This is a genomic window from Pseudomonas sp. ANT_J12, assembly GCF_008370045.1.
Taxonomy (GTDB): Bacteria; Pseudomonadota; Gammaproteobacteria; order Pseudomonadales; family Pseudomonadaceae; genus Aquipseudomonas.
The window spans coordinates 154,740-180,602 of record NZ_VOBN01000013.1 but is presented as its reverse complement, the minus strand read 5'-3'; the positions used below and the strand labels follow the sequence as shown (position 1 = coordinate 180,602).

Sequence of the window (25,863 nt, the reverse complement as noted above, 5' to 3'; positions counted from 1 at the left end):
AAGTTTCCTTTGCAACTTCAACCACTTGCGCTTCCGATCTCTCGTTAGCGGGAGGCGAATTCTACAGCGTTACTCGCTGCTGTCAACACCTCTTTTGTTCCGCTTTCGACCGAGAAGATCGAACCGTTAACAAGGCGACAACACACTGCCTTATCAACTCCTTCTGGGCTTCGATGACCTGAAGCAACTCGCTGTCGAAAACTGCGTAACTCTTTGTTTACCAAGGAGTTTTCCGTTTCGACTGCGCCGGAAGTGGGGCGAATTATAGACTTCCAGAATCTGCCGTCAACACCTAATTTCACATTTCTGTCATATAGGTCAGAAAAGCCTCTAAAAACGCAAAAGCCGGTCCCAAGGGACCGGCCTTCTCCCCTTTTACTTACAAACTAGGGAATGCGAATTGCGAAGCTTCATGGCTCGCCCGTTGCGGCCAGCGCTGGGTGATCGCCTTGCGACGGGTGTAGAAACGCACACCATCCGGACCATAGGCATGCAAGTCGCCGAACAGCGAGCGCTTCCAGCCACCAAAGCTGTGATACGCCACCGGCACCGGCAATGGCACGTTAACGCCAACCATGCCGACTTCAATCTCATCACAGAACAACCGCGCCGCTTCACCGTCACGGGTAAAGATGCAGGTACCGTTGCCATACTCGTGATCGTTGATCAGTTGCATCGCCTCTTCCAGACTGTTCACCCGGACGACGCACAACACTGGCCCAAAGATCTCTTCTTTATAGATGCGCATCTCAGGCGTGACGTTATCGAACAGGCAACCACCCAGGAAGAACCCTTCCTCATGCCCGGCCACACTCAGACCACGGCCATCCACCACCAGGGAAGCACCGGCAGAAACGCCGTCTTCTATATAGCCACTGACCTTGTCCCGAGCCTGACCGGAAACCAGCGGCCCCATATCCAGACCGCAGGAAGTGCCCGCACCAATTTTCAGCGCCTTGATCTGCGGCACCAGCTTGGCCACCAATGCATCCGCCACCTGGTCACCGACGCACACGGCCACCGAGATCGCCATGCAACGCTCACCGCAGGAACCATAAGCTGCGCCCATCAAGGCACTAACGGCATTATCCAGATCCGCATCCGGCATCAGCACCGCGTGGTTCTTCGCACCGCCCAGTGCCTGGACGCGTTTGCCGCGTTTGGTACCTTCGGCGTAAATGTATTCGGCAATCGGCGTCGAGCCGACAAAGCTCAGCGCCTTGACTTCTGGCGCTTCGATCAGCGCATCCACCGCCGCCTTGTCGCCATGTACCACGCTCAGCACGCCTTTAGGCAGACCGGCCTCGATCAACAGCTGGGCAATCAGCAGTGTCGAACTTGGATCACGCTCGGACGGTTTGAGGATGAAGCAGTTGCCGCAGACGATCGCCAGTGGATACATCCACAACGGCACCATCGCCGGGAAGTTGAACGGGGTAATACCGGCCACCACGCCCAACGGCTGGAAGTCCGACCACGCATCGATGTTCGGGCCGACGTTACGGCTGTACTCGCCTTTAAGGATCTCCGGCGCCGCGCAAGCGAACTCGACGTTCTCGATCCCGCGCTTCAGTTCACCGGCAGCATCTTCCAGGGTCTTGCCATGTTCTTCGCTGATCAACTGCGCGATGCGTGCCTCGTTCTGTTCCAGCAGTTGCTTGAAGCGGAACATCACTTGGGCACGTTTGGCCGGCGGTGTATTGCGCCAAGCCGGGAACGCAGCCTTGGCGGCGTCGATGGCTTTTTGAATGGTTTCGCGGCTGGCCAATGGCAGCTTATGAATGGCTTTGCCAGTCGACGGGTTGAACACGTCAGCCGTGCGACCGTCTTCGGTCACCAGTTCGCCATTGATCAAATGCGGGATGAGGCTCATGCGGTACTCCAGAAAAATGTTCGCAGGCGCCCATCAACGAGCGCCCTTCTTATATAGAGGGAGAAATCAGTCGATCTTGTTCAGCACTTCGCCGACCGCGTCGAACAGGCGATCGAGGTCTTGCGGCTTGCTGTTGAAGGTTGGCCCGAACTGCAGGGTGTCACCGCCGAAGCGCACGTAGAACCCGGCTTTCCACAGCGCCATGCCCGCCTCGAACGGACGCACGATCGCGTCGCCGTCACGCGGGGCAATCTGGATCGCACCAGCCAAGCCGTAGTTACGAATATCGATAACGTTCTTCGAGCCCTTCAAACCGTGCAGCGCATTTTCGAAATGCGGTGCGACTTCGGCCACGCTCTGCACCAGGTTTTCCTTTTGCAGCAGGTCCAGTGCCGCCAGGCCGGCGGCGCACGCCACCGGGTGGGCCGAGTAGGTATAGCCGTGCGGGAATTCCACCGCGTACTCAGGCGTGGCCTGGTTCATGAAGGTCTGGTAGATCTCGGAGCTGGCAATCACCGCGCCCATCGGGATCGCGCCGTTGGTGACTTGTTTGGCAATGCACATCAGGTCCGGAGTCACGCCGAAGCTGTCGGCGCCGAACATCGAACCGGTACGGCCGAAACCGGTGATCACTTCGTCAAACACCAGCAGGATGTTGTGCTGGTCGCAGATGTCGCGCAGACGCTTGAGGTAGCCCTCAGGTGGAACCAGCACGCCAGCGGAACCGGCCATGGGTTCAACGAACACAGCCGCGATGTTCGACGCATCGTGCAGTTCGATCAACTTCAGCAGCTCATCCGCCAGGGCGATACCGCCCTCTTTCGGCATGCCACGGGAATAAGCATTGCTCGCCAGCAAAGTGTGCGGCAGGTGATCGACGTCCATCATCGCCTGACCGAACATTTTACGGTTGCCGTTCACGCCACCCAGGCTGGTGCCGGCGATGTTCACGCCGTGATAACCACGGGCACGACCAATCATTTTGGTCTTGGTCGCCTGGCCTTTCAGACGCCAGTAAGCGCGGACCATTTTCACCGCGGTGTCCGCACACTCGGACCCCGAGTCAGTGAAGAACACATGATTCAGATTGCCCGGGGTCAGGTCGGTGATTTTTTCCGCCAACTGGAACGACAACGGATGGCCGTACTGGAAGCCCGGTGAGTAATCAAGGGTACCCAATTGCTTGGCGACGGCTTCCTGGATTTCCTTGCGGGTGTGCCCGGCGCCACAGGTCCACAGACCCGAGAGCGAATCGTAGACCTTGCGGCCCTTGTCGTCTGTCAGCCAACTGCCTTCGGCGGCGACGATCAGTCGCGGATCGCGCTGGAAATTTCGGTTGGCGGTGTAGGGCATCCAGTGCGCATCAAGTTTGAGCTGGCTGGCCAGGGAAGACGGGGCGTTTTCGGGCAAGTTCATGATTAAAACCTCGCAGGGCAATAAGCGGCGTAGAGATCAAAAGCGTTCTTGCAGCTAAATTGCCACGGGGCTAGAGTCGGTGAAACCCAACTCTTCTAACGTTCAGTCAGGCCGGCACTAAACTTATGAGCACTCGACGCCCCGATCCTCTGGCCCAAGTCAGCGACTTTGATATCCGCTTATTGAGGATTTTCCGCAGCGTGGTGGAGTGCGGCGGCTTCTCTGCAGCCGAATCGGTGCTCGGCATTGGCCGTTCGGCCATCAGCCAGCAAATGAGCGATCTGGAACAACGCCTCGGCCTGCGCCTGTGCCAACGCGGTCGCGCCGGTTTCTCCCTGACCGAAGAAGGCCGCGAGGTCTATCAATCGGCGTTGCAGCTATTAAGTGCGCTGGAAAGTTTCCGTACCGAGGTCAACGGCCTGCACCAACACCTGCGCGGCGAACTGACCATCGGCCTGACCGACAACCTGGTCACCCTGCCCCACATGCGCATCACCCATGCCTTGGCGCAGTTGAAGGAACGCGGGCCGGATGTGCAGATTCAGATCCGCATGATTGCGCCTAATGAAGTCGAACAAGGCGTGCTCGACGGGCGCCTGCATGTCGGCGTGGTGCCACAGGCCAGTGCGTTGTCGGGGCTGGAATACCAACCGCTCTACAGCGAGCGTTCGCTGCTGTACTGCGCGGTGGGGCACCCGCTGTTTTACGTCGATGACAAGCAACTTGACGACGAGCGCCTCAACAGCCAGGACGCCATCGCCCCGACCTTCCGCCTGCCCGCCGAGATCCAGGCCCATTACCAGGCGCTCAATTGCACCGCCAGTGCATCCGATCGCGAAGGAATGGCGTTCCTGATTCTGACCGGGCGCTACATCGGTTACCTGCCGGACCACTACGCCAGCCTTTGGGTCCAGCAAGGTCGGTTGCGCGCGCTCAAACCGACCGTGCGTTTTTATGATCTGAGCCTCGCCTCGGTCACGCGCAAGGGCCGGCGCCCGCATTTGGTGCTGGAAAGCTTCCTCGAAAGCCTGGCGGCCACTCGCTAAACCACCACGAAACCCTGTAGGAGCGAAGCTTGCTCGCGAAGGCGTCAGATCAGCCAACATCAATGCTGAATGTCAGGCCGCTTTCGCGAGCAAGCTTCGCTCCTACAGGGGTTGTGGTGTTGGAGGTTTTATCGTGTCGGCACTTGTCTGAAACCTGCGGGTGCGCTATCAACGCAGGGGTTGCACCCACAGACTATTTCGGAAGTGCCTATGACCTTTGAAGTCCCCGCCCACGGCGGCAAACCTGCCAGCCGCATTCGTCAGAAGAACGAAGAGACGATCCTCAAAGCCGCCGAAGATGAATTCGCCCGCCACGGGTTCAAAGGCACCAGCATGAACACCATCGCCCTGAATGCCGGGTTGCCCAAGGCGAACCTGCATTACTACTTCAGCAACAAGCTTGGGTTGTACGTGGCGGTGCTGAGCAACATCATCGAATTGTGGGACAGCACCTTCAACACGTTGACGGCCGAGGACGATCCGGCCGAAGCGCTGACCCGCTACATCCGCGCCAAGATGGAATTCTCCCGACGCCAGCCGCAAGCCTCGCGAATCTTCGCCATGGAAGTGATCAGCGGTGGCGAGTGTTTGACCGAATATTTCAACCAGGACTATCGCGCCTGGTTCCAGGGTCGGGCGGCGGTGTTCCAGGCGTGGATCGACGCCGGCAAGATGGACCCGGTGGACCCGGTGAACCTGATCTTCCTGTTGTGGGGCAGCACTCAGCATTACGCCGATTTCGCCACGCAGATCTGCCGGGTCAGCGGCCGCACCAAGCTGACCAAGCAAGACATGGAAGACGCCGGCAACAACCTGATCCGCATCATCCTCAAGGGCTGCGGCCTCACACCTGCCATTTAAGAAGCCTATGCCTTTTACCCTCAGCGGTCTTTGCGAGTACCGCGAAGAGATTCGCAAAAGCCGCTTCATCACCTTCGCCGGGCCGATCAGCAGCCCGGCCGAAGCCCAGGCGTTCATCGAACAGCACAGCGACTTGAACGCCTCGCACAATTGCTGGGCCTGGAAGCTCGGCGACCAATACCGCAGCAACGACGATGGCGAACCCGGCGGCACCGCAGGCCGGCCGATCCTGGCAGCGATTGAAGCGCAGGATTGCGATCAGGTCGCGGTGCTGGTGATTCGTTGGTACGGCGGCATTCAACTTGGTACCGGCGGCTTGGCCCGAGCCTACGGCGGCGGCGCGAACAAATGCCTGCAAGGGGCGCCGAAGGTTGAGTTGATCAGCCGGGTGCCGGTGAGTTGTGCCTGTGGGTTTGGCGAGCTGGCGTTGGTGAAGTTGCGGGTGGCGGAATTGGGTGGGTTGGTGGTGGGAGAGTCTTTTACGGCTAACGGTGTGGATTTGAAATTGGCGATTGGCGAGGCGCAAATCGAGACGTTGCAATTGCAGTTGGCGGATTTGAGTCGCGGGCGGATTTTGTTGGAGCGATAAGAGCAAGATCAAAAGATCGCAGTCTGCGGCAGCGCCTACAGGAGGTTGCTTTTTTTTGGGGCATTGGTGATTCCCCCTGCACTCCACACTTGCCCACATCTGCTGTGCACCCGGCTGTGGATAACCTGAGCACATTCCGCTGTAACCCTTCTGTCATGCGGCTTTCAGGGCTTTGTTCATTTTTCGTCCAAAGTGCCACTAAATTTTCCAAACCCACCAAAAAACAAACAGTTAGCGCGGTTTATGTCCTTTAGAAGATAGCCGCTCAGTGCTTATGCCCGAGCGTCGGGCTTGCGCACAAATACTGTGGAGCAACCTGTGGATAACCCGTTCATGACTGGCGCAGCCCCATATCTGGCATAGCTTGCAGTCGACTGCTCGTTTTTTGATCAAGTAAGCGCGGGCAAAACCGGAGCCGGATCAACGGCTTTGCCCTCAAGTGGTGCTTGATTCAGCGGCGAAACACTTCCTGGGACACTGGCAAAGCCCTTGATCGACATGGCTTTTCAAATTTCCTGACTCAATGGCCAGAAAATTGCTTTATCCACAGGCATAACTCCAAGCGACCGAGCCAGTCATGCCCAGCCCCGATCCAACCCCACGCCTGCAACTGCGCAACATCAGCAAACGCTACCCCGGCTGCCTGGCCAACGATGCCATCGACCTGAGTATCGCACCCGGTGAAATCCATGCCCTGCTCGGTGAAAACGGCGCGGGTAAAAGTACGCTGATGAAGATCATCTACGGCGTCACCCACGCTGATTCCGGGGAAGTGATCTGGCAAGGGCAACGCGTGGCCATGCGCAATCCGGCCCAGGCCCGAGGCTTGGGGATCGGCATGGTGTTCCAGCATTTCTCGCTGTTCGAAACCCTGAGCGTGGCGCAGAACATAGCCCTGGCCATGGGTGCGGCGGCCGGCACGCCGAAACAGCTTGAGCCAAAGATCCGCGAAGTGTCCCAACGCTACGGCATGGCGCTGGAACCGGAGCGCCTGGTCCACAGCCTGTCCATTGGAGAACGGCAACGCGTAGAAATCATTCGCTGCCTGATGCAAGACATTCGTCTGTTGATCCTCGATGAGCCGACTTCGGTGCTGACGCCGCAAGAGGCCGACGAATTGTTCATCACCCTGCGCCGATTGGCTGGCGAGGGTTGCAGCATTTTGTTTATCAGCCACAAGCTCGGTGAAGTCCGAGCGTTGTGCCACAGCGCCACGGTGTTGCGCGGCGGGCGAGTGGCCGGGCATTGCGTGCCGGCCCAGTGTTCGGATCAGCAATTGGCGCGGTTGATGGTCGGTGAAGCGGCCGAGCTGATCACTGACTTCCCGAAGGTCATCGGCGGCGAAGTTTTCTTGAAGGTGACTGGATTGTCCTGGCACAACCCGGACCCGTTCGGTTGCTCGCTCAAAGCCATCGATCTGGAAGTGCGCAGCGGTGAAATCGTCGGCATCGCCGGAGTCGCGGGCAACGGCCAGGATGAGTTGCTGGCGTTGCTTAGCGGTGAACAACGCCTCGATCGCAACAAAAGCAAAACCATCAGTTTCACCGGGCAAGCCGTCGCGCATCTGCGCCCCGATGCGCGACGCAATCTCGGCCTCGCCTTCGTCCCCGCCGAACGCCTGGGCCACGGCGCGGTGCCGGAACTGAGCCTGGCCGACAACGCCCTGCTCACGGCATTCCAACAAGGATTGGTCAGCAACGGCTTGATCCTGCGCGCCAAGGTCGAGGCGTTAGCCGAAGAGATCATCCGCCGTTTCGCAGTGAAGACGCCCGACACCCAGACCCCGGCCCGCAGCCTGTCCGGCGGCAACCTGCAGAAATTCATCCTCGGCCGGGAAATCCTCCAGCAGCCGAAATTGCTGGTGGCCGCGCACCCGACCTGGGGCGTGGATGTCGGTGCGGCGGCAACCATTCACCGCGCGCTGATTGCCTTGCGCGACGCCGGCGCGGCGATCCTGGTGATTTCCGAAGACCTCGATGAACTGTTCCAGATTTGCGATCGGCTCGGCGCCTTGTGCAGCGGCCGATTGTCGCCACTCAAGGCCACCGTCGACACCCGGCTGAGCGACGTCGGTGGCTGGATGGCCGGCCAGTTCGACGCCCCTCACTCACCTGCACCCGCAACGGTTTAACGGAGTTTCACATGCTGCTTTCTCTCGAACCCCGTGGCCAGCAATCGCGCCTGATGTTGTGGTGCTCGCCGTTGCTGGCGGCGGCGCTGACCCTCGGCTGCGGCTCTTTGTTGTTTATCGCCTTGGGCCACGACCCATTGCTGACGTTACACACCTTGCTGATCGCGCCGATCAGCGATTTGTATGGCGTTTCCGAGTTGCTGGTCAAAGCCTTGCCGATTCTGCTTTGCGCGTTAGGCCTGGCGGTGGCGTATCAGGCGCGGATCTGGAACATCGGCGCCGAAGGTCAACTGCTGCTCGGCGCCCTGGCCGGCAGTGCGCTGGCGGTGAATATCATCGACATGCAAAGTCGCTGGGCGCTGGCGTTCATTCTGCTGGTCGGTACGTTGGCCGGCGCCGCGTGGGCCGGGCTCACGGCGTGGTTGCGCACGCGCTTCAACGCCAACGAAATCCTCACCAGCATCATGCTCAATTACATCGCCCTCAACCTGTTGCTGTTCTGTGTGCACGGGCCGCTGAAAGACCCGGCCGGGTTCAACTTTCCAGAGTCTGCGATGTTTGGCGATGCCAGCCGCTTGCCGTTGTTGATGGAGGACGGTCGGGTTCACGCCGGGGTGTATTTCGCCCTGCTGGCGTTGGTTGCGGTGTGGGTGTTGCTGCAGAAAAGTTTTGTCGGGTTTCAGATCAAAGTGCTTGGGCTGGATAAGCGCGCCGCCGGTTTCGTCGGCTTTCGCGAGAAGCGTTTGATCTGGCTGGCGCTGTTGATCAGTGGCGGTTTGGCGGGGCTGGCCGGAGTCTGTGAAGTCATTGGGCCGATTGGCCAACTGGTGCCGCAAGTCTCGCCGGGTTACGGCTATGCGGCGATCACCGTGGCGTTTCTCGGGCGACTCAATCCCATCGGCATTCTGTTTTCCAGCCTGTTGATGGCGCTGCTGTACATCGGCGGCGAGAGTGCGCAGATGAGCATGAACCTGCCGCAAGCGATTACTCAATTGTTCCAGGGGATGATGCTGTTTTTCCTGTTGGCCAGTGACGTGCTGATTCTCTACCGACCACGTTTGAACCTGCGCTGGGCCCGCCGCGCCCCTGCCATAACCGCTGGAGCGCTGTGATGGATATCGATCTGCTGAGCAACATTTTCTACGCCATGGTCCGCTGCGGTACGCCGTTGCTGCTGGTGGCGCTGGGCGAACTGATCTGCGAGAAGAGCGGCGTCCTCAATCTGGGCCAGGAAGGCATGATGCTGTTTGGCGCGGTGATCGGTTTTATCGTCGCCCTGAACAGCGGCAACCTGTGGCTTGGCGTGTTGCTGGCGATGCTGGCCGGGATGCTGTTGTCGTCGCTGTTTGCCTTGGTGGCGTTGGTGTTCAACGCCAATCAAGTGGCCACCGGATTGGCGTTGACGATCTTCGGCGTGGGCCTGTCGACCTTTGTCGGTGCGGCGTGGGTCGGTAAACCGCTGGCCGGTTTTGAGCCGGTGGCGATTCCGTATTTGAGTGAGATTCCGCTGATCGGGCGGATGCTGTTTGCCCAGGATTTGTTGGTGTACCTGTCGTTCGCACTGTTTACGCTGGTGGCGTGGGTGATTCTGAAAAGTCGTGTGGGCTTGATCATTCAAGCGGACGGGGAAAACCCGGACGCGGCCAGTGCCATGGGTTTGCCGGTGCTGGGTGTGCGCACTTTGGCGGTGCTGTTCGGCGGGGCGATGGCCGGGTTGGCCGGGGCTTATTTGTCCCTGGCCTATACGCCGATGTGGGCGGAAAACATGAGCGCCGGGCGCGGCTGGATTGCCTTGGCGCTGGTGGTGTTTGCCAGTTGGCGGGTGTGGCGGTTGTTGCTTGGGGCGTACCTGTTCGGGCTCGCCAGCATCCTGCATTTGGTGGCGCAGGGGTTGGGGCTGGCGATTCCTTCCAGTTTGTTGGCGATGCTGCCGTATGTCGCGACCATTGTGGTGTTGGTGCTGTTGTCCCGGGATGCGCTGCGCACGCGGCTGTATGCGCCGGTTTCGTTGGGGCAGCCGTGGCAGGGAGGGCATTAGCGGTTGGCAGGTCCGGCCTCTTCGCGGGCAAGCCTCGCTCCTACAAGAGCGACGCAGCCCCCGCGGGAGCAAGGCTTGCCCGCGAAGGCGTCCGCACCGGCAACACCTGAACCACGCCCCACGCCAATTCAAAGAACAGGAAAATCACCAATAACGAACTGGCCCCCTGGGCCAAGGCATAAGCCTGCCACGCCGCAAACAGAAACCGTCCCACCGCGTCATACCGACCGTAAATCGGCTGCGGATCGCGAATCCGCAACACCGCCCAAACACACACAATCGACCCCAACAGATTCGCCATCAACATGTGCATCGGCTCGAACGCCGGCAGCTTACCCGGCAGATTCAACGCCTGACTCAACCCCGTTAGCGCACCGTGAAGCAAAGCAAAACTCCACGGTGTGACAAACGCCGCCGTCACGATCAAGTCGTACCAGGCGCTGCCGCGCACCACTCGGCGATATTGTGTTGAAGTCCACATCGGCGTTGCTCCATAAATTCAGGGAGCAACAAGGCTAAAGCCTGGAGTATGCTCCAAGGTCAAGCCTTTCTGAGACGTCATGATGCGCATCGGTGAATTAGCCCAGGCCAGCGCCGTCAGCCGCGACACGTTGCGCTTCTACGAGCAGCGCGGGTTGATCGCGGCGCAACGCAGCGCCAACGGTTATCGCGACTACCCGGCAGATATGGTGCAACTGGTGCTGTACATCAAGACCGCTCAGCGACTGGGCTTTACCCTCGGCGAGATCGGCAACAGTGTCGCCGCGTTGTGGCAATCGCCCGACCCGGACAGTGCCGTCACGCAATTGCTGCAAGACAAGCTCAAGCTGATCGAAACCCGAATGGACGAACTCGGCGCCCTGCGCAACGAGTTGCAGCAACGGCTCGGTCAACGTTGTCCACTAAATCCGTGATTCTCATTTATCAAGGAAGCCACTCATGTCCACGGCAAAAACCGCACTCATCATCGGCGCCTCCCGGGGCCTGGGCCTCGGCCTGGTGAAAACCCTGCTGGCCGACGGCTGGCAAGTCACCGCCACCGTGCGCAACCCGCAAAAGGCTGAGGCGCTGCAAGCGCTGGGCAAGGTCCGGATTGAAAAACTCGACATGGATGATCAGCAAGCGGTCATCGCGCTGAACCAGCAACTCAAGGGCGAAGTGTTTGACTTGCTGTTCGTGAATGCCGGGGTCAAAGGGCCTGATGTTCAAACTCCGGGTGGCGCGACACTGGCCGAAGTCGGGCAACTGTTTTTCACCAACGCCGTGGCGCCGATCAACCTGGCCCAGCGCTTCGCCGGGCAGATTCGCGACGGCAGCGGCGTGCTGGCGTTCATGAGCTCGGTGCTGGGTAGCGTGACCATGCCCGACGCGCCGGAACTGGCGCTGTACAAGGCGAGCAAGGCAGCGTTGAACTCGATGACCAATAGCTTTGTGACGCAGCTGGGCGAGCAGAAACTCACCGTGTTGTCGCTGCATCCGGGTTGGGTGAAGACGGATATGGGCGGTGAAGGCGCTGATATTGACGTCGAAACCAGTACCCGTGGTTTGGTGGATCAGGTGAACGCGTACACCGGCAAGGGCGGGCATCATTTTGTGAACTACAAGGGTGAAACCATTCCCTGGTAACCCCCCGAAACCTTGTAGGAGCAAGGCTTGCCCGCGAAGGCGGTGTGTCATCCAACAATGATGTCGACTGACACGCCGCCTTCGCGGGCAAGTCGAATCGTCGCACCGCTCGCTCCTACAGGGGAACGTGTCGTCTGGTCGGGCAGGGCTTGCTCACAACGCACTTTTGTTTGAAACTCCGCACCTCGTCCCCCGCGGCGACCCTGGATCAGCAGACAGGGTAATCACTGAGCTGGCTAACCTGAACCCACTTTCAGAGGAGCCGGCCAACATGCCTGCGACCCGTACCTGGTTAAAAAATCCCCTCGCCATCTTTACTGCCAATGGCCTCGATGCCCGTGGCGGTCTGGTGGTGCAAGACGGTGTGATCGTTGAACTGCTCGCCGCTGGCCAGCAACCGTCCGCGCCCTGTGGACAAGTCTTCGATGCCCGCGAGCATGTGATCCTGCCCGGCCTGATCAACACCCATCACCATTTCTACCAAACCCTGACCCGCGCCTGGGCGCCGGTGGTCAATCAGCCGTTGTTCCCCTGGCTGAAAACCCTGTACCCGGTCTGGGCCCGCCTCACCCCGGAAAAACTCGCCCTCGCCAGCAAAGTCGCGTTGGCCGAGTTGCTGTTGTCCGGCTGCACCACCGCCGCCGATCACCATTACCTGTTTCCCGAAGGCCTGGAAAACGCGATCGACGTACAGGTCGAAAGCGTCCGTGAACTGGGCATGCGCGCTATGCTCACCCGCGGTTCCATGAGCCTCGGCGAAAAGGACGGAGGTCTGCCGCCGCAGCAAACCGTGCAGCAAGGTGAAGTGATCCTCGACGACAGTCAGCGCCTGATCGCCGCCTACCACGAACGTGGCGACGGTGCGCAAATCCAGATCGCCCTGGCGCCGTGCTCGCCGTTCTCGGTAACCCCGCAAATCATGTCCGCCAGCGCCGAACTGGCGAACAAACTCGACGTGCGCCTGCACACTCACCTGGCGGAAACCCTCGACGAAGAAGACTTCTGCCTGCAACGCTTCGGCCTGCGCACCGTGGATTACCTGGACAGCGTCGGCTGGCTCGGCCCACGCACCTGGCTGGCCCACGGCATCCATTTCAACCCCGACGAAATCGCCCGCCTCGGCGCCGCCGGCACCGGGATTTGCCATTGCCCGAGCTCGAACATGCGCCTGGCCTCCGGCATCTGCCCGACCCTGGACCTGACGGCTGCGGGTGCGTTGTTGGGCCTGGGCGTGGACGGTTCGGCGTCCAACGATGCGTCGAACATGATGCTCGAAACCCGTCAGGCGCTGTACATCCAGCGCCTGCGCTATGGCGCCGAGAAGATCACCCCGGAACTGGTCCTGGGCTGGGCGACCAAGGGCTCGGCGAGTTTGCTCGGGCGTAGCGACATCGGCGAGCTGGCGGTGGGCAAGCAGGCGGACCTGGCGTTGTTCAAGCTCGATGAACTGCGCTTCTCCGGCAGCCATGATCCGGTGTCGGCGCTGCTGTTGTGCGGCGCGGATCGCGCGGATCGGGTGATGATCGGCGGCAAGTGGCGGGTGATTGATGGGCAGGTTGAGGGGTTGGATCTGAAGGGGTTGATTGCGGATCATAGCCAGGCGGCTCGGCAACTGATCGCCGGCGTCTGATCGGACGCCTTCGCGGGCAAGCCTCGCTCCTACAGGTTTTGTGCCAGTCATGAGATTGGCGCAAAACCTGTAGGAGCGAGGCTTGCCCGCGAAGCTCTTAAAGGCCGAGTAACGACAACATGATAAACGTCGCAAACAACACAAAATGCGTCATGCCCTCAATGGCATTGGTCTCCCCGTCATTGAGGTTGATCGCACTGACGATCAACGTCAGGAAGATCATCACCGTCTGCACCGGGGTCATCGCCATCTGAAACGGTTGGCCGGTGTAGAGCGCCATCGCTTCCATCACCGGCACGGTCAGGATTACCGTCGACAGCGAAGCCCCCATCGCGATGTTGACCACCGATTGCATGCGGTTAGCCAAGGCTGCGCGCAACGCGGTCAGGATCTCTGGGGCGGCGGAGATCGCTGCCACCAGGATCGCTGTGATGACGGGCGGCGCGCCGGTGCCTTCCAGGCCCAGGTCGAGGGTCTTGGACATCACTTCGGCCAGTGCGCCGATCACCACCACGCCAAACACCAGGGTCGCGATGCTGAGCGGCACGTTGACCGATTCGGTGTCCTCTTCGGGGTCTTTCTTGCGGCGTTTTTCCGGGTAGCTGTAGCTGAAGAAGTAACTGTGCGGCCCGACCTGCATGCGCAGGAACAAGGTATAGAGCACGACCATCGCGCCAATGGTGAACGCCGAATAAACCTTCCAATTGGCCTCGGGAATGAACTCCGGCACCACCATGGAAACGCCCATGGCGGTGAGGATCATCACGCTGTAGCTGCGCGCCGAATCGTCGTTGTAGGACTGTTCGCCATGCTTGATCCCACCCATCAACGCCGCCAGGCCGAGGATGCCGTTGATATCGAGCATCACCGCCGAGTAAATCGTGTCGCGCACCAGGGTCGGCGAGGCTTCGTTGCTCATCATGATCGCCAGGATCACCACTTCCACCAGCACCGCGGCCAGGGTCAGGATCATCGTGCCGTAGGGGTCGCCGACTTTCTCCGCGAGCAGTTCGGCGTGATGCGCGACACGCATGGAGGCCACGACGATGAAGGCGATCAGCACCAGGCCGGCGGCCAGTGCGACGGGCTGGCCGCTGTGCAGCATCCAGTGCTCCAACGGGTAGGCCATGATGGCGGCGAGGACGGCCAGCAGCAGGAAACTTTCTTGCTTGAGGTGTGTGAGCATTGCGAGCCTTTTGCACAGGGGAGCGGGATCGGTGTGATGAGCTACTGAATGCGGGGCGGCGCTAACGTTTCGTTACACCTTAGCGCACCAGTGGATGGCGTGGATGGGCAAGCGTGCACCGGGATAGTTCTGCGGCAGCCGTCAGGGCCTCTTCGCGGGCAAGCCTCGCTCCTGCAGGGGCGGTGTTCGCGTCGTTTTTGTAAGAGCGAGGCTTGCCCGCGAAGGCCTCCACACGATTTCGGATTTTTTTGTTGTCCTGTTGGTCAGCAATTTGCATTGACCTCGCCAACCTCAAAACAAAATGGAGTTCGAGTTCATGCATAAACGTCCGTTGAAGAAGTTGCTGTGCACCGTCGCGGCGGCCATCGGTCTGAGCGCCAGCCTGAGCGCCAGTGCCGCCGACCCGCAGAAAGTCGGCTTCGTCTATATCGGCCCGATCGGTGACCACGGCTGGACGTATCAGCATGAACAGGGACGCAAGGCGCTGGCGGAGAAGTTCGGTTCGCAGATCACCACCAATTACGTGGAGAACGTCGCCGAAGGCGCCGACGCCGAGCGGGTGATCCGCAACATGGCCAAGGACAACTACGACCTGATCTTCACCACCTCCTTCGGCTACATGAACCCGACCCTGAAAGTCGCCAAGCAATTCCCAAAGGTCACTTTCGAACACGCCACCGGCTACAAGCAGGACAAGAACCTCGGCACCTACCTGGCGCGCACCTATGAGGGACGCTATGTAGGAGGTTTCCTCGCGGCGAAGATGACCAAGACCAAGAAGATCGGTTACGTCGCCTCGTTCCCGATCCCGGAAGTGATCCGCGACATCAACGCCATTCAACTGGCCCTGAACAAGTACAACCCCGGCACCGAGATCAAGGTGGTGTGGGTCAACTCGTGGTTCGATCCGGGTAAAGAGGCGGATGCCGCCAACGCGCTGATCGACCAGGGCGTGGACGTGGTGTTCCAGCACACCGACAGCCCGGCGCCGATCCAGGCCGCCGAACGTCGCGGCGTGTATGCCGTGGGCTACGCTTCGGACATGGCGCACTTCGGGCCGAAAGCGGTGCTGACCTCCATCGTCAACGACTGGGGCCCGCACTACATTCAAGCGACCCAGAGCGTGCTCGACCACACCTGGAAATCCCAGGATTACTGGGGTGGTTTGAAGGAAGGCACGGTTGAACTGCCGATCAGCGACCTGGTGCCGGCGCCGGTGAAAGCCGAGGCCGAGCAGATCATTGCCGACATCAAGAGCGGTGCGCTGCATCCGTTTACCGGGCCGATCAAGGATCAGGCCGGTGTCGAGAAAATCCCGGCGGGGGCAACGGCGAGCAATGCGGAATTGGCGTCGATGAATTATTACGTTGAAGGCATGAAGGCCGACATTCCGAAGTAATTCCCTTCTGCAGATCGTTCCCACGCTCCGCGTGGGAATGCAGCCCGGGACGCTCCGCGTCCCCTTGGAACGCGGAGCGTCCCATGAGGCATTCCCACGCGGAGCGTGGGAACGATCATTAGCGAGAATTCAGCATGAATCAGCTCCCGATCATCGACATCGCCCCGCTCTACACCGACGACCAGGATGCCTGGCAATCCGTCGCCACCCAAATCGACCACGCCTGCCGCAATTGGGGCTTCTTCTACATCAAGGGTCATCCGATCAGCGCCGCCCGCATCGACGCCGTGCTCGACCACGCCCAACGTTTCTTCGCCCTGCCTGCCGCCGAAAAACTCAAGATCGACATCACCCAGACCCGACACCATCGCGGCTACGGCGCCATCGCCACCGAGCAACTGGACCCAAGCAAACCCAGCGACCTGAAAGAAACCTTCGACATGGGCCTGCACCTGCCCGCCGATCACCCGCAAGTGCTGGCAGAAAAACCGCTGCGCGGCCCCAATCGCCATCCCTCGATGCACGGTTGGCCAGCGCTGATGGAGCAGCACTACCTCGACATGCAGGCCCTCGCCCAAACCCTGTTGCGCGCCATGACGATGGCGCTCGGCATTGAACGGGACTTCTTCGACACACGCTTTAACGAGCCGGTCAGCGTGCTGCGAATGATTCACTACCCGCCGCGCCACACCGCCAGTTCCGACGAGCAACAAGGCGCCGGCGCCCACACCGATTACGGCTGCATCACCCTGCTCTACCAGGACGCCGCCGGTGGCCTGCAAGTGCGCAACGTCAAAGGTCAATGGATAGACGCGCCGCCGATCGAAGGCACGTTCGTGGTAAACCTCGGCGACATGATGGCGCGCTGGAGCAACGATCGTTACCTGTCGACACCGCACCGGGTGATCAGTCCGCTGGGTGTGGACCGCTACTCCATGCCGTTCTTCGCCGAACCGCATCCCGACACACCCATCGAATGCCTGCCCGGTTGCCAGGATGAATCGCATCCGGCGAAATATCCGGCCACCACCTGCGCTGAATTCCTGCTGTCACGCTTCGCCGATACCTACGCCTATCGCCGGGAACAGGAAGCGGTTTGATCAACCGTCTGGTCAGGTTTTACCAATTGTTGCAGCGAGCATCTGTAGAATGCCGTCATTGCACCTGATGAGAATTCGAACATGTACGACTGGCTGAATGCCCTGCCCAAGGCAGAACTGCACTTGCACCTGGAAGGCTCGCTGGAGCCTGAGCTGCTGTTCGCCCTGGCCGAACGCAACAAGATCGCCCTGCCTTGGGACGACGTCGAAACACTGCGCAAGGCCTACGCCTTCAACAACCTGCAGGAGTTTCTCGACCTGTACTACAAGGGTGCCGATGTGCTGCGCACCTCCCAGGATTTCTACGACCTGACCTGGGCCTACCTGTTGCGTTGCAAGGCGCAGAACGTGATTCACACCGAACCGTTCTTCGACCCGCAGACCCATACCGACCGTGGTGTGCCGTTCGAAGTGGTGCTCAACGGCATCGCGGCTGCGCTGAAAGATGGCGAGCAGCAACTGGGTATCACCAGCGGTTTGATCCTGAGCTTCCTGCGCCACTTGAGCGAAGACGAAGCACAGAAAACCCTCGACCAGGCGCTGCCGTTCCGCGATGCGTTTGTGGCCGTGGGCCTGGACAGTTCGGAGATGGGTCACCCGCCGAGCAAGTTTCAGCGCGTGTTTGATCGTGCTCGCCACGAAGGCTTCCTGACCGTCGCCCACGCTGGTGAAGAAGGCCCGCCGGAGTACATCTGGGAAGCCATCGACCTGCTGAAAATCCAGCGTATCGACCATGGCGTGCGCGCCATCGAAGACGAGCGCCTGATGCAGCGGATCATCGACGAGCAGATCCCGCTGACCGTGTGCCCGTTGTCGAACACCAAGCTTTGCGTGTTCGATCACATGTCCCAGCACAACATCCTCGACATGCTTGAACGCGGGGTGAAAGTGACGGTGAACTCCGATGACCCGGCGTACTTCGGCGGTTATGTCACGGAGAACTTCCACGCGCTGTACACCGATCTGGGCATGACCCAGGACCAGGCCAAGCGCTTGGCCCAGAACAGCCTGGATGCTCGACTGGTCAAACCGTAAGCCTGCCGCAATGATCGTTCCCACGCTCCGCGTGGGAATGCAGCCCGGGACGCTCCGCGTCCCAAAAGCGGACGCAGAGCGTCCATTGAGGCATTCCCACGCAGAGCGTGGGAACGATCTTCAAGTAACCGCCTCGCTCAACTCCTCCAACGTCTTGCCCCGCGTCTCCATCCCGAACATCCACACCACCGCCGCCGCAATCGCAAAGCACATCGCCCCCAAGGCGAACACTCCGCCCTGCCCGGTAATCGGGAACACCAGCCCGGTCACCAACGGCCCGAGCAACGAACCGACGCGCCCGATCGCCGAAGCAAACCCCGAGCCCGTGGCTCGCGCCGAGGTCGGGTACAGCTCCGGGGTGTAGGTGTAGAGCACGGCCCACATGCCGAACAGGAAGAATTGCATCAGCAGACCCGAGGTGATCAGCAGGGCGACGTTGCCGCCAAACACCGCGCTCTGGCCGTAGAGAAACGCCATCACCCCACCGCCCAGCAACGTCACGATGCACACCGGTTTACGTCCCCAGCGTTCCACCAGCCAGGCGGCCATGAGGAAACCGGGAATCCCGCCGAGGGAAATCAGCACCGTGTAATACACCGACTGGGTCACGGCAAAACCCGACTGTTGCAACAAGGCGCTAAGCCACGAGGTCAAGCCGTAGAAGCCGAGCAAAGCGAAGAACCAGACGCTCCAGATCATCATCGTGCGCTGGCGGTACAGCGGCGACCAGATCTGCTGCAACGCGGAAAAGAAAGTCCCCGGCGTGCTTGCCACTCGGGGCAAGCGGATCGGCGAGGGAAGATCAGAACGTCCCAAGGACCTGCGGACCCGATCTTCGATACCCAGCAAGACCTTGTCCGCCGCCGCATGCTTGCCGGCCTGTTCGAGCCAGCGCGGTGACTCGGGAATGAAGAAACGAATCGCCAGGACAAACACCGCCGGCACCGCAAACACCAGGAAGATGTCGCGCCAGCCAATCACCGGCAACAGGAAATACGACAGCACCCCGGCGGCGACGAAACCCAGCGGCCAGAATCCGTCCATCAACGCGATATAGCGCCCACGGCCCTTGGCCGGAATCAGCTCCGAGAGCATCGACTGAGCGATGGGAAACTCCATGCCCATGCCGATCCCCAGGAGGATGCGGAACAGCGTCAGGGTTTCCACCGTCTGCGCGGTGGAGCACAGGTAACTGGCGAGGCCCCACAACACGATGCTCCACTGGAACACCGGTTTGCGCCCGAAACGGTCGGCCAGCATGCCGGACAGCGATGCCCCCAGCACCATGCCAAAGAAGCTCGAACTGGCCAGCAACCCGGCCTGGGCGCTGCTCAGGCCGAACTCGGTTTTGATCGAGCCGAGCAGGAACGTCATCATCGCCAGGTCCATGGAGTCGAAGAAAAACGCCAAGGCAATAATGATGAAAATAATGCGGTGATAGCCGCTGATGGGCAGCCGTTCCAAGCGTTCTGCCGCGCTGAATCCTGGTATTTCCATGCCACGTCCCCCCATCCGAAAGTCCCCGGATCGAGTGTGCGCGATAGCGGCTGGGGGTTATTGCTGGATGCGACCTGCCCGCAACCCTGAACGACGCCCGACACCTCAGACGTCGGTCCCGAGGCGTCTACAACGCCATTTCCAGCTCGGACTCCTTGGCGAAACGGTGAACTTCACGCTGCCCGGCCGCAGTGATCTGCAAGGCCCGCGAATCATTGGGCAGCGTCAGCCAGCCGGACTGCATGAACAACTGCAACAACGCCGCGCCCAGTGAGCCGCCCAGGTGCGGACGGCGTTCACTCCAGTCAGGGCAGGCACAGGCGACTTGCCCGTTGCGGTGGGCCAGGGCCTGGATGAACACCCCTCGGTTGGCCAGTTGTGTAGAGCCTTTATAGGTGACGACGACGCGCTGATCGAACTGCTCGATCCAGCCGGCATCCAGCAAACGCTGATACAGGTCCGCCGCCAGCGTGCCACCCAGATGGTCATCGCACAGCCGCGCCTGCAACAGCGACGACGGTGCAGGCTGGCGCTTGCCCAGAGGGTTGCCGCGTTTGATCGTCTCCGGAATATCCCGCGGCTTGCTGGCCAGGGTCGCACTGGCCAGGGCCTCTACCGCGGCGCCGATTTCGGGCGCGGCCAGGCGGAAGAACCTTTTTCGCCCGCGCTCTTCGACTTTCAACAGACCTCCGGCGGACAAACGCCCCAGGTGTGCACTGGCCGAAGACGGCGACAGCCCGGCTGCCAGGGCCAGCTCTTCGGTATGCCGCGCCGAGCCATCCATCAAGGCCCACATCATTGCGCTGCGCTTGGGGTCAGCCAGCAACGTGGCGATCTGGCTGATGCAAGGTGCATGTTCCATGTATTCACTCCCTGTTGAATCGTTTCGTCTACTGCTCAGAGACATCTTGACCAGTAATGTGTCGTCGGCCAAGACGCAAAACTGTCTTGGACCGAGTCAGGCACGCCACCCACACAACGCGTTCTGTCGAACCACCCGGGCCGACTCCCGGGCAAGGACGACTGCAAGGTGAACGCGTCCGGGCCGGTTCGACGGTGCAGGTATGAGGCGGCGCTAGTATAAGCGGGTTGACCGCCGGATCCTGCCCTTGGGAGTTCGTGGGTGGTGATAGTTCCTGACAGAAATTTCGCTATTTACCTGCGACTAATGATCAGCCCCCGGTAACACTGGAAATTGACTACTCAACTGTGCGCATCGGCTGGCAAGCATTTCCCGCAAAAGGTTCACCGGCTTACTCAATTGCGCGCGATGGGCGCACAGCAAATTCAGCGGTGCGCGCTCACACAGCAACTCCGGCAACAGCACTTTCAAGCGACCGGCCAACACATCGGCCCCCACATCGAGCCAGGACTTGTAGGCGATCCCGGCCCCCGCCACCGCCCACAGGCGCACCACGTCGGCGTCATCGCTGAAGCGGTCGCCACTGACCGTCAGCCCGACTTCGCGCTTGCCATCATGGAAACTCCAGCGGTCGTGCACCCGGCTGCCGAGCATGAACAGCAAGCAATTGTGCTGCGCCAGTTGCTCCAGCTGGCGGGGCTCGCCGTGCCGGGCCAGGTAAGCGGGCGACGCACAGAGCACGCGACGGTTCTGCGGGGCGATGGGCAGCGCCACCAGGCTCGAGTCTTCCGGTTCGCCGTAGCGCAGGGCGATGTCCACCGGTTGGCGAAACAGGTCGGCGATGCGATCGCCCAGCAACAAACGCACGGTCAGCTTCGGGTGCTCGCGCTGGAACTCATCCAGCCACGGCAGCAGCAGGTTGCGCCCGAAATCCGAAGGCGCCGACAGTTGCAACACACCGCTGACCTGATCCTGACCGCTGGCCAACAACCGTCGGCCCTCGTCCAGATTGCTCAGGGCCGCCCGGGCGTATTCCAGAAAGCCTTCGCCTTCGGCAGTCAGGCGCAAGCTGCGAGTGGAACGGGCCAGCAATCGGGCGCCGAGTTGCTGTTCGATGCGCTTGAGCGCCGCACTGGCCACCGCCGCCGACATGTCCATCACCCGTGCCGCCGCCGACAGGCTACCCAGGTCCGCCGCCCGGACAAACAACTGCAAGTCGTCGAAACGCAGCATCTTCAGCCCCGATTATCAAAATAATATTGAAAGAGACTGCTCTTTTAGCGGGTTTTATCTTGCCGGGAAATAGCCAATCATCTGCCCCATCGAAAATCACTCAGCGTCAGGAGTCGAACATGTCCCAGCCTTTTACCGCCATCGCCACCCTCATCGCCAAACCCGGCCAGCAAGACGCTCTCGAACAGCACCTGCGGGCACTCATCGAGCCGACCCGCGCCGAGGCCGGTTGCGGTCAATACGATTTGCACCAGGACTTGGCCAACCCGCTGGGCTTCTACATGATCGAACAATGGAGTAGCGACGAGGCCCTGCAAGCCCACGACGCCAGCGCCCACGTCCAGAACTTCCGTGCCAGGGCCGGGGACTTTCTCGAACACTTCGAGCTCAAGCGCCTGCGCCCCCTCGCCTGATTCCTTCCTTTATTACCTCTGGAGCCCTTCTTGATGAAAGCCATTGCCTACTACGCCTCCCTGCCGATCAGCGACGCCAACTCCCTGCAAGACATCGAACTGCCCGAACCGGTCGCCGGCCCGCGCGACCTGCTGGTGGAAGTCAAAGCCATCTCCGTCAACCCGGTGGACGCCAAGGTCCGGCAGAACGTCCAGCCTGAAGAAGGCGCGGCCAAAGTGCTGGGCTGGGACGTGGCCGGAGTGGTCAAGGCAGTGGGCAGCGACGTGACGCTGTTCAAGGCCGGCGACAAAGTGTTTTACGCCGGCTCCATCGCCCGTGCCGGTGGCAACAGCGAGTTGCATGTGGTGGACGAGCGGATCGTCGGGCACATGCCGAAAACCCTCGGCTTTGCCGAAGCGGCGGCACTGCCCCTGACCGCGATCACCGCGTGGGAATTGCTCTTTGAACGCCTGCAAGTGCGCGAAGGCAACACCGATGAAGGTCAGAGTTTGCTGATCGTGGGGGCTGCCGGCGGTGTGGGTTCGATCCTGACTCAACTGGCCCATCAGCTCACCGGGCTGAAAGTCATCGGCACCGCTTCCCGTCCGCAAACCCAGAGCTGGGTGCGTGAGTTGGGCGCTGACCTGGTGATTGATCACAGCCAGCCTTTGAGCGAAGAACTCAAGCGTGCGGGCGTTGCTCAGGTGACCCACGTTGCCAGTCTGACCCAGACCGATGCGCATCTGGATCAACTGGTCGAGGCCCTGGCGCCTCAAGGCAAATTGGCGCTGATCGATGATCCGAAGGCACTGGACGTGACCAAGCTCAAGCGCAAGAGCCTTTCGTTGCACTGGGAGTTCATGTACACCCGCTCGCTGTTCGAGACCACGGACATGATCGAGCAACACAAACTGCTCAACCGCGTCTCGGAGCTGATCGACGCCGGCACCCTGAAGACCACGGTGGGCGAGCACTTCGGCACCATCAATGCGCAGAACCTGCGTCGCGCCCATGAACTGCTGGAGAGCGGCAAGTCCAAGGGCAAAATTGTATTAGAAGGTTTCTAAACATTTGCGCAGGAGCATGGCTTGCCCGCGATGGCGCCCTCTGAATCGCCATCGCGGGCAAGCCTTGCTCCTACAAAAGCGGTCTTGCACCGTCAGTCAGAGAGTTGACCGTTGTCATAATTGCGATCGTATTCGGGTCTACAATCGAAACCTCTGCGACACAGTCTTTTACTTAAGGAGGTCAGCAATGAAGATCCTGATAAAAGAAGTGGCAACATCCCAGTGGCAAGTCCGTCTGGACCAACACGCCGTCACCTTCCGCAGCGAAGCCGAAGCGCGCGCCTTCACCCGAACCCTGGAAGCGCGACTGCTAGCCCCTCATCAAATCCCCGACCGCCAGCAGCGTGCCGCTGGCTGAGTCCGCACTCACACTTCGGCTTGGGCCAGTGCCCGGGCATTTTGCAAACGCCGGGTGAGCATCGCCACGCTCACCACCAGAACTCCGCACAGGCTGATGACCATGGCCATCGGCATGGCGCTGCCATCGTGCAAGAAACCCACCAGTGATGCCGCCCCGGCGGCGATGCTGAATTGCAGGCACCCGAGCAGTGCCGACGCACTGCCGGCGCGGGCGCCCTGCCCGTTCATGGCGCAGGCCGAGGCGTTGGGCAGGATGCAACCGAGGCTGGCGATGCAGACAAACAATGGAATCAGCAGTGGCCACAGCTGTTCGGTGTGCATCGAGCTGACCGCCAGCAATGTCAGGCCCGCGCCCAGGTAAATCCACACGGTGCGTGCCAACAGGAACGCCGGCCCACGCTTGGCCAGCAGTCGCGCGTTGACCTGCGCCACCAGGATGAAGCCCGCCGCGTTGGTGCCGAACAGCCAGCCGAAATGTTCGGCCGGCACACCATACAGCTTGATGAAGACAAACGGCGAACCGGCGATGTAGGCAAACATCCCGGCGACGGCCAGACCGCCGGTCAGGGCGTGGCCGAGGTAGACCGGATCGGCCAGCAACCGGCCGTACTGACGCAATGCGCCTTTCAATGGTTGGCGCGGCACGTAGTCAGGCAGGCTTTCCGGCAAACCGAGGGCCACGGCCAGTGCGGCCAGGGCGCTGAACCCGGTCAGCACGAGGAAGATCGACTGCCAACCGGTGGTGTTGACCAGCAGCCCACCCAGCATCGGAGCCAGGATCGGCGCCAGGCCCATCACCAGCATCAGTTGCGAAAAGACTTTTGCCGAACCCACCGCATCGCATTTATCACTGACCACTGCTCGGGAAATCACCATCCCCGCGCAACCGCCCAGCGCCTGGATGAAGCGTGCGCCCATCAGCCATTCCAGGTTCGGCGCGAAGGCACAGGCAAGAGAGGCTGCGGTGAACAAGCCAACGCCAGTGAGCAACGGAATGCGCCGCCCGAACCGATCCGCCACCGGGCCGTAGAGCAGTTGACCAATGGACAAGCCGAGGAAATACGCGGCGAGGGTCATTTGCACGTGTTTTTCGTCGGTGCCGAATGACTGTGCGATCGCCGGGAACGCCGGCAAGTAGAAATCGATCGCCAGCGGACCGAAAGCGGTCAGGGCGCCAAGAATCAGAATGGTACGGAAGTTCATCAGGCATCCATTGGGCGTGGGTCGGCAGGCTCGACAGTCTAGCCGCGTGGGGACGCCTTGGACAATCCGATAGGTCGCTAACTATTAAAAACCGACGGATAAACACGCATTCGCTTCCGTAGGAGCAAGGCTTGCTCGCGAAAGCGGAGTGTCAGCCGACATTGATGTTGGATGTACCGGCCTCTTCGCGAGCAAGCTTTGCTCCTACAGAAGCAGAAGCAGGAGCAGGAGCAGAGGCGCGGCACGTCAGGCAATATCAACGTTGGATGTGCCGGCCTCTTCGCAAGCAAGCTTTGCTCCTACAGAAGCAGAAGCAGAAGCAGGAGCAGGAGCAGAGGCGCGGCGCGTCAGGCGATATCAACGTTGGATGTGCCGGCCTCTTCGCGAGCAAGCTTTGCTCCTACAAAAGCAGAGGCGCGATGTGTCAGGCGACTTTGGCGTCGTAGCCTTCTTCGGTGATGGCGGCGATGACTTGCTCGGCCGTCAATGCGCTTTCGACGCCAACTTCCTTCGCCGCCAGATCCACCCGCACACTGGCCGCCGGGTCCTTGGCTAGCAGGGCTTGGGTGATGGCCTTGACGCAGTGACCGCAGGACATGCCTTGAACGTTGAATACTTGCATGGTGTAACTCCTTTAGTGAGGTTGCGGGCAGTCTTGAGCTTGCCACCATGGCAAGGTCAAGTTCTGAAACAAACTGCCGGGCTGGCATTCGGCGTCGCGCTCGGCCAAGCTGCGTCATCAATGACCCGACCTCAGGAGATTCAGCCATGCGCTGGTCAGCTCTCAGCCTGTTTGGCTTCCTCAGCCTTTTCGCCGCCCTGCCCTCGGCCAATGCCGCCGGCGAGGATTACGGCGTACTGATCATTTCCCGCGAGCGCCTGGAAGTCGCGACCAATTGCGAGATCGGCGTGTACATCCAGGACCAACTGTCGGCGCGGCTGTTTCAGGAACAAAGCACCTCATTCAACCTGCCGCCGGGCAATGTGTCCCTGCGCCTGAAACTGCTGCCGGGCCAGGCGCCGGGCTGCAACGCAGGGGTGCTGGCGCCGGGCTCGCAAAACATCACGCTCAAGGCCGGGGACGTGTTGAAGTTCCGGATTGCGATGACGCAGGAAGGGATGTACCTGAAACCCGCCGCCCTCGAATACTGATCCCCACCTGATCGTTGATCGTTCCCACGCTCCGGCGTGGGAAGGCAGCCCGGGACGCTCCGCGTCCCAAAAGGCCGAACGCGGAGCGTCCGTTGAGGCATTCCCACGCACAGCGTGGGAACGATCCGGCGGTCATGCGGCGATCCATTGATCTGCGACATGGCGC

The 25,863-nt window shown here is 60.7% G+C and carries 25 protein-coding genes; 16 read left to right on the top strand and 9 right to left on the bottom strand.

The window, feature by feature from the left end; genetic code table 11:
- Nucleotides 1–379: 379 nt before the first annotated feature.
- On the bottom strand, nucleotides 380–1,873 hold the full coding sequence (locus FQ192_RS23760; protein WP_149660735.1) for a CoA-acylating methylmalonate-semialdehyde dehydrogenase: 1,494 nt from the start codon (nucleotides 1,871–1,873) through the stop codon (nucleotides 380–382).
- 66 nt (nucleotides 1,874–1,939) lie between these two features.
- Nucleotides 1,940–3,289 carry an aspartate aminotransferase family protein gene (locus FQ192_RS23755; protein WP_133839288.1) on the bottom strand — a complete coding sequence of 450 codons (1,350 nt, stop codon included), beginning with the start codon at nucleotides 3,287–3,289 and terminating at the stop codon, nucleotides 1,940–1,942.
- 125 nt (nucleotides 3,290–3,414) lie between these two features.
- Here FQ192_RS23755 and FQ192_RS23750 point away from each other — a divergent pair, with 125 nt between their 5' ends.
- From FQ192_RS23750 to FQ192_RS23720, 6 genes are all read left to right on the top strand, one after another.
- Nucleotides 3,415–4,335, top strand: coding sequence for a LysR family transcriptional regulator (locus FQ192_RS23750; protein WP_133839289.1), 921 nt, complete (start codon nucleotides 3,415–3,417; stop codon nucleotides 4,333–4,335).
- Nucleotides 4,336–4,545: 210 nt separating this feature from the next.
- Nucleotides 4,546–5,196, top strand: a complete 651-nt coding sequence (locus FQ192_RS23740; protein ID WP_149660733.1) for a TetR/AcrR family transcriptional regulator — start codon at nucleotides 4,546–4,548, stop codon at nucleotides 5,194–5,196.
- A 7-nt stretch (nucleotides 5,197–5,203) separates the two neighbouring features.
- Nucleotides 5,204–5,785, top strand: coding sequence for a YigZ family protein (locus FQ192_RS23735; protein ID WP_149660732.1), 582 nt, complete (start codon nucleotides 5,204–5,206; stop codon nucleotides 5,783–5,785).
- A gap of 577 nt (nucleotides 5,786–6,362) precedes the next feature.
- Entirely contained in the window at nucleotides 6,363–7,916 is a 1,554-nt protein-coding gene (locus FQ192_RS23730) for an ABC transporter ATP-binding protein (RefSeq protein WP_149660731.1), read from the top strand.
- 11 nt (nucleotides 7,917–7,927) lie between these two features.
- Nucleotides 7,928–9,028 (top strand): ABC transporter permease, encoded by a 1,101-nt coding sequence (locus FQ192_RS23725; RefSeq protein WP_149660730.1) that lies wholly within the window; start codon nucleotides 7,928–7,930, stop codon nucleotides 9,026–9,028.
- Complete coding sequence (locus tag FQ192_RS23720) at nucleotides 9,028–9,954, top strand: ABC transporter permease (protein WP_149660729.1); 927 nt, start codon at nucleotides 9,028–9,030, stop codon at nucleotides 9,952–9,954. The genes FQ192_RS23725 and FQ192_RS23720 overlap by 1 nt, the downstream gene beginning before the upstream one ends.
- Nucleotides 9,955–9,994: 40 nt before the next feature.
- Here the strand turns inward: FQ192_RS23720 and FQ192_RS23715 are convergent, their stop codons facing one another.
- A complete protein-coding gene (locus tag FQ192_RS23715) occupies nucleotides 9,995–10,435 on the bottom strand; it encodes a hypothetical protein (protein ID WP_149660728.1) in 441 nt (146 codons plus the stop codon).
- An 82-nt stretch (nucleotides 10,436–10,517) separates the two neighbouring features.
- On the opposite strand from FQ192_RS23715, the gene FQ192_RS23710 reads away from it, so the two are divergent.
- From FQ192_RS23710 to FQ192_RS23700, 3 genes are all read left to right on the top strand, one after another.
- Entirely contained in the window at nucleotides 10,518–10,868 is a 351-nt protein-coding gene (locus tag FQ192_RS23710) for a MerR family transcriptional regulator (protein WP_123402752.1), read from the top strand.
- A 25-nt stretch (nucleotides 10,869–10,893) separates the two neighbouring features.
- Nucleotides 10,894–11,580, top strand: coding sequence for an SDR family oxidoreductase (locus tag FQ192_RS23705; RefSeq protein ID WP_149660727.1), 687 nt, complete (start codon nucleotides 10,894–10,896; stop codon nucleotides 11,578–11,580).
- 271 nt (nucleotides 11,581–11,851) lie between these two features.
- Nucleotides 11,852–13,210: an 8-oxoguanine deaminase gene (locus tag FQ192_RS23700; RefSeq protein WP_149660726.1), complete on the top strand. Its 1,359-nt coding sequence runs from the start codon at nucleotides 11,852–11,854 to the stop codon at nucleotides 13,208–13,210.
- Between the two features lie 97 nt (nucleotides 13,211–13,307).
- Here FQ192_RS23700 and FQ192_RS23695 read toward each other — a convergent pair whose 3' ends face one another.
- Entirely contained in the window at nucleotides 13,308–14,396 is a 1,089-nt protein-coding gene (locus FQ192_RS23695) for a calcium:proton antiporter (protein ID WP_149660725.1), read from the bottom strand.
- A gap of 316 nt (nucleotides 14,397–14,712) precedes the next feature.
- Between FQ192_RS23695 and FQ192_RS23690 the strand changes: the two genes are divergently transcribed.
- From FQ192_RS23690 to FQ192_RS23680, 3 genes are all read left to right on the top strand, one after another.
- The gene (locus tag FQ192_RS23690; protein WP_149660724.1) at nucleotides 14,713–15,795 is read left to right on the top strand and encodes a BMP family ABC transporter substrate-binding protein; all 1,083 of its coding nucleotides are present in this window, start codon (nucleotides 14,713–14,715) and stop codon (nucleotides 15,793–15,795) included.
- 134 nt (nucleotides 15,796–15,929) lie between these two features.
- Nucleotides 15,930–16,895 (top strand): 2-oxoglutarate and iron-dependent oxygenase domain-containing protein, encoded by a 966-nt coding sequence (locus FQ192_RS23685; protein ID WP_149660723.1) that lies wholly within the window; start codon nucleotides 15,930–15,932, stop codon nucleotides 16,893–16,895.
- Between the two features lie 81 nt (nucleotides 16,896–16,976).
- The gene (locus tag FQ192_RS23680) at nucleotides 16,977–17,930 is read left to right on the top strand and encodes an adenosine deaminase (protein WP_054043972.1); all 954 of its coding nucleotides are present in this window, start codon (nucleotides 16,977–16,979) and stop codon (nucleotides 17,928–17,930) included.
- A 120-nt stretch (nucleotides 17,931–18,050) separates the two neighbouring features.
- Here the strand turns inward: FQ192_RS23680 and FQ192_RS23675 are convergent, their stop codons facing one another.
- The 3 genes from FQ192_RS23675 to FQ192_RS23665 form a co-directional block, all read right to left on the bottom strand.
- On the bottom strand, nucleotides 18,051–19,427 hold the full coding sequence (locus FQ192_RS23675; RefSeq protein ID WP_149660722.1) for an MFS transporter: 1,377 nt from the start codon (nucleotides 19,425–19,427) through the stop codon (nucleotides 18,051–18,053).
- 127 nt (nucleotides 19,428–19,554) lie between these two features.
- Nucleotides 19,555–20,289: a helix-turn-helix transcriptional regulator gene (locus FQ192_RS23670; protein WP_149660721.1), complete on the bottom strand. Its 735-nt coding sequence runs from the start codon at nucleotides 20,287–20,289 to the stop codon at nucleotides 19,555–19,557.
- Nucleotides 20,290–20,592: 303 nt separating this feature from the next.
- Entirely contained in the window at nucleotides 20,593–21,522 is a 930-nt protein-coding gene (locus FQ192_RS23665; protein ID WP_149660720.1) for a LysR family transcriptional regulator, read from the bottom strand.
- A 119-nt stretch (nucleotides 21,523–21,641) separates the two neighbouring features.
- On the opposite strand from FQ192_RS23665, the gene FQ192_RS23660 reads away from it, so the two are divergent.
- The 3 genes from FQ192_RS23660 (at nucleotide 21,642) to FQ192_RS34095 (ending at nucleotide 23,340) form a co-directional block, all read left to right on the top strand.
- Nucleotides 21,642–21,935: a putative quinol monooxygenase gene (locus tag FQ192_RS23660; protein ID WP_149660719.1), complete on the top strand. Its 294-nt coding sequence runs from the start codon at nucleotides 21,642–21,644 to the stop codon at nucleotides 21,933–21,935.
- A gap of 33 nt (nucleotides 21,936–21,968) precedes the next feature.
- The gene (locus FQ192_RS23655; RefSeq protein ID WP_149660718.1) at nucleotides 21,969–22,982 is read left to right on the top strand and encodes a zinc-binding alcohol dehydrogenase family protein; all 1,014 of its coding nucleotides are present in this window, start codon (nucleotides 21,969–21,971) and stop codon (nucleotides 22,980–22,982) included.
- Between the two features lie 187 nt (nucleotides 22,983–23,169).
- The gene (locus FQ192_RS34095; RefSeq protein WP_177332684.1) at nucleotides 23,170–23,340 is read left to right on the top strand and encodes a hypothetical protein; all 171 of its coding nucleotides are present in this window, start codon (nucleotides 23,170–23,172) and stop codon (nucleotides 23,338–23,340) included.
- An 8-nt stretch (nucleotides 23,341–23,348) separates the two neighbouring features.
- Here the strand turns inward: FQ192_RS34095 and FQ192_RS23650 are convergent, their stop codons facing one another.
- Together FQ192_RS23650 and FQ192_RS23640 are read right to left on the bottom strand one after the other, a co-directional pair.
- Nucleotides 23,349–24,545 (bottom strand): multidrug effflux MFS transporter, encoded by a 1,197-nt coding sequence (locus FQ192_RS23650; RefSeq protein ID WP_149660717.1) that lies wholly within the window; start codon nucleotides 24,543–24,545, stop codon nucleotides 23,349–23,351.
- Nucleotides 24,546–24,969: 424 nt separating this feature from the next.
- Nucleotides 24,970–25,167 (bottom strand): heavy-metal-associated domain-containing protein, encoded by a 198-nt coding sequence (locus FQ192_RS23640; RefSeq protein WP_149660715.1) that lies wholly within the window; start codon nucleotides 25,165–25,167, stop codon nucleotides 24,970–24,972.
- A gap of 146 nt (nucleotides 25,168–25,313) precedes the next feature.
- Here FQ192_RS23640 and FQ192_RS23635 point away from each other — a divergent pair, with 146 nt between their 5' ends.
- Entirely contained in the window at nucleotides 25,314–25,697 is a 384-nt protein-coding gene (locus FQ192_RS23635; RefSeq protein ID WP_149660714.1) for a hypothetical protein, read from the top strand.
- Nucleotides 25,698–25,863 lie beyond the last annotated feature (166 nt).

What these genes read in the sequence shown, in the direction of transcription:
- FQ192_RS23730 (WP_149660731.1), top strand. Translation starts at nt 6,363, where the DNA reads ATGCCCAGCCCCGATCCAACCCCACGCCTGCAACTGCGCAACATCAGC.
- FQ192_RS23665 (WP_149660720.1), bottom strand. Translation starts at nt 21,522, where the DNA reads ATGCTGCGTTTCGACGACTTGCAGTTGTTTGTCCGGGCGGCGGACCTG.
- FQ192_RS23685 (WP_149660723.1), top strand. Translation starts at nt 15,930, where the DNA reads ATGAATCAGCTCCCGATCATCGACATCGCCCCGCTCTACACCGACGAC.
- FQ192_RS23670 (WP_149660721.1), bottom strand. Translation starts at nt 20,289, where the DNA reads ATGGAACATGCACCTTGCATCAGCCAGATCGCCACGTTGCTGGCTGAC.
- FQ192_RS23680 (WP_054043972.1), top strand. Translation starts at nt 16,977, where the DNA reads ATGTACGACTGGCTGAATGCCCTGCCCAAGGCAGAACTGCACTTGCAC.
- FQ192_RS23755 (WP_133839288.1), bottom strand. Translation starts at nt 3,289, where the DNA reads ATGAACTTGCCCGAAAACGCCCCGTCTTCCCTGGCCAGCCAGCTCAAA.
- FQ192_RS23675 (WP_149660722.1), bottom strand. Translation starts at nt 19,427, where the DNA reads ATGGAAATACCAGGATTCAGCGCGGCAGAACGCTTGGAACGGCTGCCC.
- FQ192_RS23635 (WP_149660714.1), top strand. Translation starts at nt 25,314, where the DNA reads ATGCGCTGGTCAGCTCTCAGCCTGTTTGGCTTCCTCAGCCTTTTCGCC.
- FQ192_RS23650 (WP_149660717.1), bottom strand. Translation starts at nt 24,545, where the DNA reads ATGAACTTCCGTACCATTCTGATTCTTGGCGCCCTGACCGCTTTCGGT.
- FQ192_RS23710 (WP_123402752.1), top strand. Translation starts at nt 10,518, where the DNA reads ATGCGCATCGGTGAATTAGCCCAGGCCAGCGCCGTCAGCCGCGACACG.
- FQ192_RS23690 (WP_149660724.1), top strand. Translation starts at nt 14,713, where the DNA reads ATGCATAAACGTCCGTTGAAGAAGTTGCTGTGCACCGTCGCGGCGGCC.
- FQ192_RS23695 (WP_149660725.1), bottom strand. Translation starts at nt 14,396, where the DNA reads ATGCTCACACACCTCAAGCAAGAAAGTTTCCTGCTGCTGGCCGTCCTC.
- FQ192_RS34095 (WP_177332684.1), top strand. Translation starts at nt 23,170, where the DNA reads ATGAAGATCCTGATAAAAGAAGTGGCAACATCCCAGTGGCAAGTCCGT.
- FQ192_RS23705 (WP_149660727.1), top strand. Translation starts at nt 10,894, where the DNA reads ATGTCCACGGCAAAAACCGCACTCATCATCGGCGCCTCCCGGGGCCTG.
- FQ192_RS23750 (WP_133839289.1), top strand. Translation starts at nt 3,415, where the DNA reads ATGAGCACTCGACGCCCCGATCCTCTGGCCCAAGTCAGCGACTTTGAT.
- FQ192_RS23725 (WP_149660730.1), top strand. Translation starts at nt 7,928, where the DNA reads ATGCTGCTTTCTCTCGAACCCCGTGGCCAGCAATCGCGCCTGATGTTG.
- FQ192_RS23700 (WP_149660726.1), top strand. Translation starts at nt 11,852, where the DNA reads ATGCCTGCGACCCGTACCTGGTTAAAAAATCCCCTCGCCATCTTTACT.
- FQ192_RS23715 (WP_149660728.1), bottom strand. Translation starts at nt 10,435, where the DNA reads ATGTGGACTTCAACACAATATCGCCGAGTGGTGCGCGGCAGCGCCTGG.
- FQ192_RS23655 (WP_149660718.1), top strand. Translation starts at nt 21,969, where the DNA reads ATGAAAGCCATTGCCTACTACGCCTCCCTGCCGATCAGCGACGCCAAC.
- FQ192_RS23760 (WP_149660735.1), bottom strand. Translation starts at nt 1,873, where the DNA reads ATGAGCCTCATCCCGCATTTGATCAATGGCGAACTGGTGACCGAAGAC.
- FQ192_RS23720 (WP_149660729.1), top strand. Translation starts at nt 9,028, where the DNA reads ATGGATATCGATCTGCTGAGCAACATTTTCTACGCCATGGTCCGCTGC.
- FQ192_RS23660 (WP_149660719.1), top strand. Translation starts at nt 21,642, where the DNA reads ATGTCCCAGCCTTTTACCGCCATCGCCACCCTCATCGCCAAACCCGGC.
- FQ192_RS23640 (WP_149660715.1), bottom strand. Translation starts at nt 25,167, where the DNA reads ATGCAAGTATTCAACGTTCAAGGCATGTCCTGCGGTCACTGCGTCAAG.
- FQ192_RS23740 (WP_149660733.1), top strand. Translation starts at nt 4,546, where the DNA reads ATGACCTTTGAAGTCCCCGCCCACGGCGGCAAACCTGCCAGCCGCATT.
- FQ192_RS23735 (WP_149660732.1), top strand. Translation starts at nt 5,204, where the DNA reads ATGCCTTTTACCCTCAGCGGTCTTTGCGAGTACCGCGAAGAGATTCGC.